At 62.9% G+C, this 12,323-nt stretch carries 14 protein-coding genes; 5 read left to right on the forward strand and 9 right to left on the reverse strand.

Annotation, left to right across the window (positions count from 1 at the left end; translation table 11 throughout):
* The first annotated feature begins 2 nt into the window (after nt 1-2).
* Nucleotides 3-881: an urease accessory protein UreD gene (locus tag R0V12_RS09315; protein WP_070476968.1), complete on the forward strand. Its 879-nt coding sequence runs from the start codon at nt 3-5 to the stop codon at nt 879-881.
* On the opposite strand, the gene R0V12_RS09320 is transcribed toward R0V12_RS09315, so the two are convergent.
* The 7 genes from R0V12_RS09320 to R0V12_RS09350 all read right to left on the reverse strand — a co-directional run bounded on the left by R0V12_RS09320 (nt 882) and on the right by R0V12_RS09350 (nt 6,950).
* Nucleotides 882-1,211, reverse strand: a complete 330-nt coding sequence (locus R0V12_RS09320) for an ArsR/SmtB family transcription factor (protein WP_070362888.1) — start codon at nt 1,209-1,211, stop codon at nt 882-884.
* Nucleotides 1,212-1,242: 31 nt separating this feature from the next.
* Complete coding sequence (locus R0V12_RS09325) at nt 1,243-2,013, reverse strand: ABC transporter ATP-binding protein (protein ID WP_070362887.1); 771 nt, start codon at nt 2,011-2,013, stop codon at nt 1,243-1,245.
* Entirely contained in the window at nt 2,013-2,942 is a 930-nt protein-coding gene (locus R0V12_RS09330) for a FecCD family ABC transporter permease (protein ID WP_083329483.1), read from the reverse strand. The genes R0V12_RS09325 and R0V12_RS09330 overlap by 1 nt, the downstream gene beginning before the upstream one ends.
* A gap of 56 nt (nt 2,943-2,998) precedes the next feature.
* Nucleotides 2,999-4,000 (reverse strand): ABC transporter substrate-binding protein, encoded by a 1,002-nt coding sequence (locus tag R0V12_RS09335; protein ID WP_070975995.1) that lies wholly within the window; start codon nt 3,998-4,000, stop codon nt 2,999-3,001.
* A gap of 76 nt (nt 4,001-4,076) precedes the next feature.
* Nucleotides 4,077-4,523, reverse strand: coding sequence for a GNAT family N-acetyltransferase (locus R0V12_RS09340; protein ID WP_070362884.1), 447 nt, complete (start codon nt 4,521-4,523; stop codon nt 4,077-4,079).
* Nucleotides 4,520-5,725, reverse strand: coding sequence for a DUF418 domain-containing protein (locus R0V12_RS09345; RefSeq protein WP_320072517.1), 1,206 nt, complete (start codon nt 5,723-5,725; stop codon nt 4,520-4,522). Before R0V12_RS09345 ends, R0V12_RS09340 begins: the two co-directional genes overlap by 4 nt.
* 22 nt (nt 5,726-5,747) lie before the next feature.
* Entirely contained in the window at nt 5,748-6,950 is a 1,203-nt protein-coding gene (locus R0V12_RS09350; RefSeq protein ID WP_256000965.1) for an amidohydrolase, read from the reverse strand.
* A gap of 122 nt (nt 6,951-7,072) precedes the next feature.
* Here R0V12_RS09350 and R0V12_RS09355 point away from each other — a divergent pair, with 122 nt between their 5' ends.
* The gene (locus R0V12_RS09355; RefSeq protein WP_256042083.1) at nt 7,073-7,930 is read left to right on the forward strand and encodes a S1 family peptidase; all 858 of its coding nucleotides are present in this window, start codon (nt 7,073-7,075) and stop codon (nt 7,928-7,930) included.
* A gap of 21 nt (nt 7,931-7,951) precedes the next feature.
* Here R0V12_RS09355 and hisN read toward each other — a convergent pair whose 3' ends face one another.
* A complete protein-coding gene (gene hisN / locus R0V12_RS09360) occupies nt 7,952-8,740 on the reverse strand; it encodes a histidinol-phosphatase (RefSeq protein WP_320072518.1) in 789 nt (262 codons plus the stop codon).
* Complete coding sequence (locus R0V12_RS09365; RefSeq protein ID WP_070362880.1) at nt 8,724-9,536, reverse strand: inositol monophosphatase family protein; 813 nt, start codon at nt 9,534-9,536, stop codon at nt 8,724-8,726. The genes hisN and R0V12_RS09365 overlap by 17 nt, the downstream gene beginning before the upstream one ends.
* A gap of 57 nt (nt 9,537-9,593) precedes the next feature.
* On the opposite strand from R0V12_RS09365, the gene prfB reads away from it, so the two are divergent.
* The 3 genes from prfB to ftsX are packed head-to-tail and all read left to right on the forward strand — an operon-like array spanning nt 9,594 to nt 12,320.
* Nucleotides 9,594-10,697, forward strand: a complete 1,104-nt coding sequence (gene prfB, locus R0V12_RS09370; protein ID WP_256060182.1) for a peptide chain release factor 2 — start codon at nt 9,594-9,596, stop codon at nt 10,695-10,697.
* A 25-nt stretch (nt 10,698-10,722) separates the two neighbouring features.
* The gene (gene ftsE / locus R0V12_RS09375; protein WP_256000960.1) at nt 10,723-11,415 is read left to right on the forward strand and encodes a cell division ATP-binding protein FtsE; all 693 of its coding nucleotides are present in this window, start codon (nt 10,723-10,725) and stop codon (nt 11,413-11,415) included.
* A 2-nt stretch (nt 11,416-11,417) separates the two neighbouring features.
* Nucleotides 11,418-12,320: a permease-like cell division protein FtsX gene (ftsX, locus tag R0V12_RS09380; RefSeq protein WP_256000959.1), complete on the forward strand. Its 903-nt coding sequence runs from the start codon at nt 11,418-11,420 to the stop codon at nt 12,318-12,320.
* Nucleotides 12,321-12,323: the final 3 nt, after the last annotated feature.

The following is a 12,323-nucleotide window of genomic DNA, read 5'->3' on the forward strand; positions in this document are numbered from 1 at the left end:
TGATGTGGGGCGAGTCAAGCGCGGTCTTCACCCACGAACCGCCGCATGAGGAAACTGGTGTACTGGAGCTTGGTATCGGCATTGGCGGTACCAAGTCCGTAGCGAAACGGCAGTACCACGAGGGTGCGTTCAAGATCATCCGCCCGCACTACCTGGATGATTCCGGGCAGGTCTACTACACCATCGCGAACCCCGGTGGGGGATACGTTGGTGGGGACGTGTACCGGATGGAAGTCGAAGTAGAGCCGGACGCGTCCGTGCTTTTGACTGACCAGTCCGCGGCGAAGGTGTACCGCACCCCGGACGACTACGTTGTACAGAACGTGGAGTTCACCCTGCACGGCAACGCCGTGATGGAGTACATCCCGGATCAGTTGATCCTGTACCGGGAGGCGGACTTCCGCCAGCAAATTACCGTCAACATGGACGCGGAGTCGCAGCTGTTCATGTCGGACATCGTCACGCCGGGCTGGTCGCCGGATGGTCGCCAGTTCCTGTACGAGCAGGCGCACCTGCGTAACGTCGTTCGTGTCGACGGCAAGCTGGCCGTCGTGGACAACGTGCGCATCGAGCCGACGAAGGAACTCTTCAACGACGTGAAGGAGTCCTTCCTGGGGCAGCACACCCACTTCGCAACGGCGATCTGCATCGACCCGAACATGACGCCGGAGCTGCTGGAGAAGGTCCGGGATGCAGTGCGCAACTCCCTGGAGGGCAAGGGCACTGCGAGCGCTTCGGTCACAGAGACCGAAGTGCCAGGCTTCGTGCTGCGCGGGGTTGCTGACTGGACGGAGGACCTGATGCGTATCATCAAGGCGGCAGCGAACGTGGTTCGTGCCGAGACGCGCGGCCAGGGGCCGATCGACCTGCGCCAGTACTAGTTACTTGCTATCGGCCGAATCCGGGCCATGTCCATGTTCGTGGGCATGGCCCGCACCTATCCAGTGCAACAGCTCGTGGATGTCATTGTCCGCGATGGCGTAATAGATGCTGCGGCCGTCTCGTTTCGAGGACACCGTGCCGTTGTTCTCCATCGCGCGTAGCGCGGCGGACGCGGTTGCGATACGAAGCTCGGTGACCTCCGCGAGCTCGGTCACGGTCAGCTTGTGCTGGCCGGCGTGGTGAATCGCAGCAAGCAGCGTCAACCGGGTTTGATCCCCGAGGATCTTGAAAATCCCGGTCCAATGGGGGAAATCTACTGACTGAGCCACTACTGAAACCTTTCTGGAATCCTAAAATTCACTACACCGGATGGGAAATATGCAGCACCGGGATGTCCTGGCTATCTCGGTCTAGGTTACCGCTCACACCGAAAACATTCTCAAGGACCGCCGGAGTAAGCACATCGTCTGGCGCACCGTTGCCCTTGAGCTGCTTATCGTGCAGCAGTAGGAGGCGGTCACAGTAGCGAGCGGCGAGCGCCAGGTCATGAATCGCCAGCACGATCACCGTGTTGTGCTCACGGGACAGGTGGCGAAGCATGTTCATCAGCTTGTACTGGTGATGCAGGTCGAGGTGGTTTGTCGGCTCGTCCAGCAGCATCACCTTTGAACGCTGCGCCATCGCGCGCGCAACCATGGCGCGTTGGATCTGGCCGCCGGAGAGCTCCGACATCTTCTGGTCCACGATGCCCTCGAGGTCCGCGTGACGCAGGGCGTGAAGGATAATCTCCTCGTCCTCCGGCTGGGCTTGCGCGAACGGTCCGCGGCCGGCGCTGCGGCCCAGCTGGATCACCTCGCGCACGGTCAGCGGGATCTTGTCGCCAGAGTGCTGCGCAACGTAGGACAGTACGTGGACGCGCTCGGTGCGAGGGTAGTCGCGCAGCGGCTTGCCGTCGAACAGCACATCGCCTGTGAATGGGTGCACCCCGGCGATGGATTTGAGCAACGTCGACTTGCCGCAGCCGTTCGGGCCCACGAGCCCGATGACGGACGGGGCGTCGAGTTCGAACGAGATGCCGCTCAGGATGGTCGTACCGGGGAAGCCCGTTTCAAGGTTCTTGACTTCTAACATCAGTGCTTCCTCCGCAGGATCAAGAAGAACGCAGGGACGCCGATGAGCGCGGTGATCACGCCGACAGGCAGTTCCTGCGGGGCGAACAGCGCGCGAGCGATGGCGTCGGCAACCACAAGCGTGATCGCGCCGACCACCGCGGAAATCGGGATCAAGCTCGCGTGCCGCGGGCCGGACATCATGCGCACAGCGTGCGGAACAATCAAGCCCACAAACCCGATCGCGCCGACGGACGCGACCGTAGCCGCCGTCATGAGCGACACCGCCACCAACACCGCGTAGCGCAACGCCACAACCGGAATGCCCATCGTGGACGCCGTCGCATCACCGAGGGAGAGCGCATCTAGGTAGCGCGACATCATCCACAACGCCACCGTGCCGAGCGTGCCGACGATGAACACCGCGATCACGGTGTACCAACGCGCGGCGCTGAGCACGCCGAGCAGCCAGAACATGATGCCGCGGGTCGACTCAGCGTTCCCGGACGCGGTAACGATCAGCGAGGTCAACGACTGGAACAGGAACCCAATCAGCACACCGGTCAGCACCACACGTGCGGCGTCGGCCGCACTGTTGCGCAGCAGCAGCATCAACATGCCGAAGGACACGAGCGCACCCACCGCTGCACCGGCGATGATGCCGTACTGCCAGGTTGAGAACAGGATAGCCACGACAGCGCCCGTCGACGCGCCCGAGGAAATACCCAGCAGGTACGGCTCGGCGAGGTCGTTGTGGGTGATGGCCTGCATCGCCACACCGCACACCGCGAGGATCGCCCCGACCATCGCAGCCATCAGGATGCGAGGGATGCGAAGCTCGGTCAGGATGGACATGCGCAGCGGGGAAGGGGCGGGCAACGCCGGATCAAAAATCCCCCGCAGCTCAGTAAAGCTCAGGGAGCTTGAGCCAATCGGAATAGAACAAACCATCGCGAGTACCAGCAGTACTAACGCGATGGCTGAAACAGTGACGGTCTTCTTCACAGTTACTTGGCTGCTCCGTCGAAGAGGCCGTCGTCAATTGCCTTCGAGATGTTCTGCACTACCTCGTAGGAACGAGCGGAAGCCGAGGTGGCGACGCCAGGAACCACAATGTACATGTTGTTCTTGACTGCCTTCATCTCCTTGGTGCCCGGGGTGGACTCGAGGTCTGCGACCTTCTCCTCCCACTTATCGCCCGGCTCGCCGCGGCCAGGCAGGTCCGCGAGGATGATCACGTCCGGATCGGCCTCGGCGACGGCCTCCCACGACACCTGCGGCCACTCCTCATCCAGGTTGGCGAAGACGTTCTTCATGCCGGTGCGCTCTCCCATGTTGGTGACGATCGACGGGCCGCCAGCGACGTACGGGGAACCGCCAACAGACGAGTAGAGCAGCATGAACGTGGTGCCCTCAGGCGCCTGCTTTGCGTTCTCCAGCTCGGAGGTCTGCTTCTCAATGAGCTTCTTCGCCTCCTCTTCGCGGCCGAAGAGCTTGCCCAGGTCCTCGAGGTCCTTCGCGATCAGCTGGAAGGAGTCCTTGCCCTTGTTGTCGCCGTAGGACGGGCACTCGCTGTTCGGGTTGAAGGTGGCGACGCCCAGCTTTGCCCACTCCTCGCGGGTACCTGCGGCGTCGGCGCGCCAGTTCTCGTCGAACGGGGAGAAGATGAAGTCCGTGTCCGCGTCACGCAGCTGCTCCGAGTTCGGCACCGACGGGCTGACTTCCTTCAGTCCGTCGAGGGAGAAGCCAGCTGGTGGCAGGTCCTTCTGGTGGCCGTAGCCTGCAATCTGATCCTTGGCGCCGAGCAACAGCAGGGTGTCCGTTGCGCCCTGCTCGAGCGTGGTCGCACGCTGGACCGGTCCCTGAACGGTGACCTCGGTGCCACAGTTATCGATGGTGATGGCGGAGTCGGACTGTGCCTGTGGGGTTTGCTCATCCGTGGAGCTGCAGCCGGTCAGAGCCAGCCCTGCGACGAGAACAGAACCAAGAGCTGCAGAGATTGCGCGCATGGAGCTTCCTTTCAAATAATCAATGATCTGACAGAATGAGACTAGCGCGAAACCTTAGGAAAAGCTAGAAAAATATTTATGAGCGACGAAGACGCATCACACGATGCGGAACTCCAGTGTCAAGGAACTCCTCGCCCTCGGCGACAAGGCCGAACTGCTCGTAGTAGGGGACCAGGCCAGACTGTGCCTCGACGATCAGGTCGCCCGGCCAGCGCTCGGTGAGCTGGATGCCCGTTCGCGCGATCTGCGCGCCCAGGCCTGTGCCGCGAGCGGCCGGGGCGACGACGAAACGGCCAAACTGGGAACCCGTTGCGGTGGGAAAGACGCGGGCGCAGCCCTCCAACACCGCACCGTTCCACGCGAGCAGGTGCAGCGTGTCAGGGTGCGCGTCCTGCTCGTCGAGTTCCCGATAAGGGCAGTGCTGCTCGGCGACGAAGACGTCGACGCGGAGCTTGAATAGTTCGAACGCCTCGAGCGAGGTGAGCTCCGAAAGCGGTGCTACTTGGATTCGGTGCGTGCTCATTGCGGGAGGGCCTTTCCACTCGCAGGATCTGAGTATGGTTCGATGCGGCGCGTCGGGCCGTATGAGAGGCGGCGGTGCAGCGACTCGAACGGGCCCTGCTTGCCCATGCGCTCAAGCAGGGCGGCGAGCGCCACCGACAGCAGCCACACCGCGGTCCCGAGCAATATTGGGCGGAGCTCCCCGAGACCCGGCAGCCACGAGTAGCCGATCAGTACCGCGGTCGGAAGCAACACGAACGTCTGCAGAAGGTAGCCGGACATGGAGCGCTTCCCCAGGGCGATCATCGGCATCGTCCAGCGCGGTGGCTGCTGGTTCCAGTGCTGCGTTGCCAGCGCGAACGCAGCCAGGATGCCCGGTCCGGTGAGCATCCCGAAGCTCTGGTTCAAAATTGACCAAAATGCCGCTGTCGACGCAGGCAGGATGCCCAGCTGTGCAAGCCCAAGTGGGATGCCGATCGCAACAACGACAGCGACGGCCACCGCTACCCAAATCCACAGCGTCCGCGCGTGCTCATTCACGTCAGTGAGCACGCCGTCACGCGCCCACACAAAACCAATCAGGGAAAGCGCGCCCAGCTGGATCACAACGAGGGGCTGCGAGAAAAACATGTAGATCGCGAACTCTTGGTTCCCGGCAAAGTACGTGGCAAAGGAGCTAGCATCCGGTGCCGGCGTTGCAAGGTCCAGGGGTGTTCCATAGAAAAACACCGCAACCAGCGAGTACACAATGCACGACAGTCCCAGAATGATGCCAGCAATGACGTAGAGCACCCCCGAGCGCACGCGCAGGAACATCGCCATCAGCACACCAATAAGCCCGTAGGTCAACATGATGTCGCCGCTAAACAGCAGCCACATGTGTGCCAGGCCAAAGAGCGCGAGCATCCCGTAGCGCTTCGCCAGCACGCGCCGGGCAGCACCGGCCGGGTACCCTTTGCGTGCCAGACTCGCCGCGACCAGACCGAAGCCGAAGCCGAGGAGCGTTGAGAACATCGGCAGGCCACGGACGTGCACGAACATCGCCGCGAAGACCGTCGCGGCTTGGTCAGCCACCGTGCCTGGGTGCTCGCCTGTCACGGTTGTGCTTAAAGGAGTGAGCCAGTACGAAATCGCGTTGGCTACGGCGATGCCGAGCAGCGCCAAACCCCGCGCGATATCCGGGACGACGAGCCGTGTACGTTGCTGTTGCTCTACGGTACGCATGCAACGAAAGCGTACGGCAGGCCTACCCTCGCATCAACCACGGAGACGTAGAGACCAAGATGGCCTGGATACTGCTGTCAAGCACCGGCTGCAGGTCAGGGGCGAAGTACGGCGAGTGGTTCGAAGGGGCGCCGTCGATATCTTTGACACTGCCCAAGAACCAGTAGAAGTACGGGGCGCCGAACGCGTTGCCAATCGTGGGGAAGTCCTCGGAGCCGGAAAGCCTGCCGAAGTCGCCCACCTCGTCGAAGTTCTTCCGGAACGCGGTCATGACAGTGTCGGCCGTCGCCTCGTCGTTGTGGAACTCCGGTGCACCACCGATGCGCTCGAACGCGGGCGGCTTTGGCGTGCCAGCGGCCTCGCACTCTGCACGAACGATCCGCTTGATGGAGGCGTTGAGCTTCTCCGAAAGCTCGGAGGTAAACGCGCGCGTGGAAACGGAAATCTCGGCCGTCGCGGCGATCGTGTTCGCCGAGTTACCCGCGTGGACCGCGCCAACCGTGACTACGGCCATGTCCTGCGGGTCTACTTCGCGTGCAACGATCGTTTGCAGCCGAGTGATAATGCTTGCCGCGATCACCACCGGGTCGATGCCGTTGTGTGGTTGCGAGCCGTGGGCACCCTGCCCGTAAATGGTGACCTTCGTCTGTTCGGCCGCAGCAAACACTGGCCCTGGTAGTGCGCCGAGGCCGTAGTTCGGCAGCATCGGTCCCACGTGCTGGCCAAGCACTACCTCGGGGGTAGGTACCTTCGTGGCTAGCCCCGCGTCGGCCATGTCCTGGGCGCCAGCGCCGGTCTCCTCACCAGGCTGGAAGATGGCAAGGAAGGTGCCGCTCCACGCGTCGGTATTTTCCTGCAGCAAGCGAACCGCACCCAACAGTGCGGTCGTGTGCATGTCGTGGCCGCAGGCGTGCATGATGCCCAGCTCCGGGGAAGCCGAGTACTCAAGCCCCGTTTCTTCCTTGATTGGGAGGGCGTCGAAGTCGGCGCGGAAACCGACAGTTGGGCCGTCGCCGTTTCGCACGACGCCCACGAGCCCCGTTGTGCCGACGGGCACCACCTCGACGCCGAGCGCCTCCAGCTCCTCCTGAATGCGAGCGGAGGTAGCAAACTCCTGCATGGATAGTTCGGGGTTCTGGTGGAACCACTTGTACAAATTCTCTAGCTCACCGCGGTGAGCTTCCAGGCTTTGTAGGAACGGCGTGAACTTTTCTTCTAGGCGCATGGCTTGAGCATAGTTCCGCACCCACACCTTTTGTGCTGGCTGCCGTGCCGATGGGGCAAATTAGGGCAAAAGGTGGCATTGTGTACTCAAGAAACGTCTGTGGTTGGAGTGGAAGGGTGCCTATGTTGCTTCGCCGAGTGTGTGCGCTCGTTGCTGGGGTTGGAATCGCGGTCGCAGGGGTGGGGCTCGCGCCACCGGCAATAGCGCAGGTGCGCTCGGAGTACGAGGGCAACGTCGACCCAAACTATGTCTGGCGTAGCGACGCCGCTTCGAAGCTACTCGCCGGAAAACCTTGGACCGACTACGTGCTGCACCGCGTGCCCGGTTCCTTCCACGACGCCCCGCGGATTCCGGAGGCCTCGAACCAAGCGCTCACTCGGGGAAATTCCCTCTACGGGCCCAGCACCCCGATTTACGTGAAGCGCACCAATGGCACCGAATCAATGTGCACCGTCGCCGTGGCGGGCCACGACGATAAAGGGCACAAGTACGCGCTGACCGCCGGGCACTGCGGTGAAGTTGGCGACGCCGTCACCTCCGCCGACTCCTGGCAAGTCGGGCCTTCCGGCACCATCGTGGAGGTCAACCGGGACCTCGACTACGCACTGATCGAGCTGGGCTCGAACGCGGAGGTGACCCGCTCCTACAACGGCGTCCACATCAACCACCTCGGCAGCAAGCCGATCAAGCCCGGCAACGTGGTGTGCAAGCAGGGCGTGGCCTCCGGCAGGACGTGCGGCGTGACGCTGCACGACTGGGAGTCCATGAACATCTCCCACACCTGCGCTATGCAGGGTGATTCGGGCGCACCCGTAGTGGTGGGCGACCGCCTCGTCGGCATCCTGAACGGCGGGGTGCTCCCATCGCCGTTCGATGTCTCGTGCCACAGCCCGCTGCAGGGCGTGATTCACGCGCCGACGGGCGCGGTCCGGATGGACGCGGTGCTGTCCACGCTGGACAACGGCTTCCGCCTGCCGTAGGACTAAAACGCTTGCGGCGGCTTAGACGCCGATTACCTTCCGGGCGGCGTCGTGCAGCAGCCCGTTCGTGGCGATCGCGTCGCCGCCGTGCGGTCCAGGCTCACCGTTGAGTGAGCTAAACGTGCCACCGGCCTCCGTGACCAGGACAGACAGAGCAGCGAGGTCCCACACAGAAACCTCCGGTTCTGCCGCGATGTCGACGGCGCCCTCGGCCACCAGGCAGTAGCCGAAGAAATCCCCGTAGCCGCGCAGGCGCCAGGTGCGCTCAGTGAGTGCGATGAAGTTCTCCTGCAGGCCACGTGCCTTCCAGCCCTCAAGCGAAGACATCGCCAGGGAGGCATCCGCAAGCTCGCTCACATGGGAGACCTCGAGGCGCTTCAGGCTGCCCTTGTTAAACGTCCGCCACGCGCCCGAGCCTTGGGCCGCGTACCAGCGGCGCGCAAGCGCTGGGGCAGAGACGACGCCTAGGACTGGTTGGCCGTCGACAAGCAGTGAAATCAACGTCGCCCACACGGGAACGCCGCGAACGAAGTTCTTCGTGCCGTCGATCGGGTCGATGACCCACTGGCGGCCCTCGAAGGCGGTCTCGCCGCCGAACTCTTCGCCAACGATCGAGTCGCCTGGACGCGCCTCGGCGAGGCGCTCACGCAACACCTCCTCGACAGCAACATCGGCGTCGGAAACCGGGGTCATATCCGGCTTTGATTTCACCTTCAGGTCGGACGCTTCGAAGCGGTCGAGCGTGATCGCGTCGGCAGCATCTGCGAGTTCGAGGGCAAGGGCGAGGTCATCGTCATAAAGATTCGTCATGCTCAGTAAGCCTAGCTTCAATGTCCGACACAATTTGTGGGTTTCCGGCAACGCACCAGGTCACCCCGCCCGCAGGCACCTTCTTTGCCACGCCCCCAACTGCCTCAATGAGCGCCTTGCCCGGCAGCCAGTCCCAATCGGCGACGGAGTGCTGCAGCCACCCACCCAGCTGGCCACTAGCGATATTGGACAGGTCGACGGAGCCAGCGCCCCACATGCGGATCGTCGCCGCGTCGCGCACCGCGCGCAACCACGCGTTCCGGATGGCGTCATCGCGCATGAACGTCGGGTGCAGGTACGTCACCAGGCCCTGCGAGGCCAGCGACGCCGCCTCGAGGTCGGGCAATGGCTCGCCGTTGCGCGTCGCGACGCCATCGTGGGCAAGCCACGTCGTATTCATCGCCGGGCGGTGCACCGCGCCAATCAGGATCCGCGCAGGGTCCGAGGGGTCGCCCTCTACCAGCGCGAGCGCCGAGCAGAAGTAGTCGGAGCCCTGCGTGAAGTTAAAGGTGCCATCAACCGGGTCAATTACCCACGTCCGTGAGGAATCGCCATGTTTGGAAGCACCCTCTTCGCCGAGGACGCCGTCGTGTGGGCGCAGCTCGGCGAGCGTTTCCGCGACGAAGCGTTCGGCGGCACGGTCCGCCTCCGTCACCACGTCAGAAATTGAGGTCTTGTAATCCGTCGAAAGGCCTTCCTCCCGCATTCGCAGCGCAAGCGAGCCAGCATGCTCAACTAGCGCGGCGGCCAGTGTTGCGTCATCAGAGTCGCGATGTTGCTCAATGAAAGAAGTCATGTACCCATTATGGGGCTGTGCGCGCGATTTGTGGAGCGTCGTCTAGACTTCGACGGTATGCAACCGGAGACGCTCGCTCGAATCAAACGTATTGACGCCACGTTGACCACCATCGAAAAAGTCATGGACCTCGACGAAATGGCCCTGCGCATCAAAGAACTCGAGCAGCAAGCCGGCGACCCGAGCCTCTGGGACGACCCCGCCCACGCGCAGCAGGTCACCTCGGAGCTCTCCAGCGTCCAGGCTCGCCTGAAGAAAGTCACGAGCTTGCGCTCGCGTATCGACGACCTCCCCGTCATGTACGAACTCGCCGAAGAGGAAGGCGATCCTTCGCTCGCCGACGATGAGCTCGACGCCGTCGAAGCGGACGTCGATTCCCTGGAAGTGCAGACGATGCTGTCGGGCGAGTACGACGAGCGCGAGGCCGTCGTCAACATCCGCTCCGGCGCCGGCGGTGTTGATGCTGCTGACTGGGCCGAGATGCTCATGCGCATGTACATCCGCTGGGCAGAGAAGCACGGCCACAAGGTGGACGTGTACGACATTTCCTACGCCGAGGAAGCCGGGATCAAGTCGGCGACCTTCGTGGTGCACGGGGAATATATGTACGGTCAGCTTTCTGTCGAACAGGGCGCGCACCGCCTGGTGCGCATCTCGCCGTTCGATAACCAGGCGCGACGCCAGACCTCGTTCGCTGAGGTAGAAGTGCTGCCGGTGGTCGAACACACCGACTCGATTGAAATCCCCGATAGCGAGATTCGCGTGGATGTCTACCGCTCCTCGGGTCCCGGCGGGCAGTCGGTCAACACCACAGACTCGGCGGTGCGCATCACGCACATCCCAACCGGCATCGTGGTGACCTGCCAGAACGAGAAATCTCAGATCCAGAACAAGGCGTCCGCGCTCAACGTGCTGCAGTCCAAGCTCCTAGAGAAGAAACGCATGGAAGAAAAGGCTGAGATGGACGCCCTGGGTGCCGGCGGCAACGCAAGCTGGGGCAACCAGATGCGCTCCTATGTGCTGCACCCGTACCAGATGGTGAAGGACCTGCGCACGAACTACGAGGTGGGGGACCCGCAGAAGGTGCTCGACGGCGACATCGACGGTTTCTTGGAGGCCGGTATCCGCTGGCGCATGGAGCAACTCCAGTCACAGGAGTAACAGAAGAAGTAGTAGTGTGTAGCGGGTGATCACTTTTTCCAACGTGACGAAGGTCTACCCGACGTCCACACGCCCAGCACTCGACGATGTCTCATTCGAAATTGCCGACGGCGACTTCGTCTTCCTCATCGGCCCGTCCGGGTCCGGCAAGTCGACGTTGCTTCAGCTGATGATCCGTGAGGAAAACCTGACCTCGGGGGATATCTACTTCGACGACTTCCACGTCAACGCATTAAAGGGCAGCAACGTAAACCTGCTGCGTCAGTCCATCGGCTACGTCTTCCAGGACTTCAGGCTGCTGCCCAAGCTGAGCGTCTACGACAACGTGGCGTTCGCGCTCGAGGTGATCGGGAAGAAGAAGCAGCGCATCGCAAAACTGGTACCAGAGGCCCTCGAGCTGGTCGGACTGGATGCGAAAGCGAACCGCATGCCACACGAACTATCAGGCGGCGAGCAGCAACGCGTCGCGATCGCGCGAGCGTTCGTCGATAAGCCCCCACTCGTCCTCGCCGACGAGCCCACGGGCAACCTCGACCCGGGAACCTCCGACGAGATCATGGCGCTACTCGCGCGCATCAACCGCCTTGGCACCACCGTTGTGATGTCCACCCACAACGCACGCGCCGTCAACGAGATGCGCCAGCGCGTCATGGAACTGCACCTGGGCAAACTTGTTCGCGACGACGCCAACGGCGTCTACGGAACCGTGAGGGGATAAGCATGAACTGGAACTTCATTTTCCGCGAAGGCCTCCGCGGCCTCGGGCGCAATTTCACCATGACCATCGCGCTCATCATCACCACCGCGCTTTCGCTCGTGCTCGTCGGCGCAGGCATCCTGATTTCGCAGGCGACGAGCGCGACGAAGGACCTCTACCTCGACCGCGTCGAAGTCATGGTGGAGCTCGACGAGACCATCTCCGCCGAGGATAATGACTGCTCTTCCGAGGCCTGCCGCGAGGTCCGCGACACCCTGCAAGCCGACGACCGCGTCGAACAGGTGACCTTCCGTTCCCGCGAGCAGTCCTACGAACGCTTCGTGGAGCTCTTCCAGGACTCCGAGCCGGACCTCGTGCGCGAAACCTCCCCGGACGCGCTGCCCGCCGCGCTGCACGTGCGCCTCAAGGACCCGTCCGACATCGCACCTATCGACGCCATCCGTGACATGCCGCAGGTTGCCATGGTCAGCGACCAGGCCGACACCGTACGCGAGGCCGCGGGCACCATGGACACCTTCCGCAACGTGACCTTCGTCGTCGCCGCGGCGCAGGCACTGGCATCGCTGTTCCTGATTGTGAACATGGTCCAGCTCGCCGCGTACAACCGCCGCGAGCAGATCGCCATTATGCGCATGGTGGGTGCATCCCGCTGGTTCACCCAGGCCCCATTCGTGCTGGAAGCGGTGCTCTCCGTGCTGATCGGTGCGGTGCTTGCCACCGTGTTGGCGTGGGTGGGGAAGCGCTCGCTCGTCGACCCGATCCTCGGTGACCTCTACGCCTCCCAACTCGTCGCCCGCGTTCCGGACTCCGCCGTCATGACAGTGATGCCGCTTGTCGGACTTGGGGCCGTCGTCATTGGCGCCCTCGCAGCTCAGGTGGCACTGCGCAGCTATGTACGGAAGTAGTAG

Origin of the sequence: Corynebacterium sp. UMB2355A (assembly GCF_033877495.1) — a bacterium.
Lineage (GTDB): Bacteria > Actinomycetota > Actinomycetes > Mycobacteriales > Mycobacteriaceae > Corynebacterium > Corynebacterium pseudogenitalium.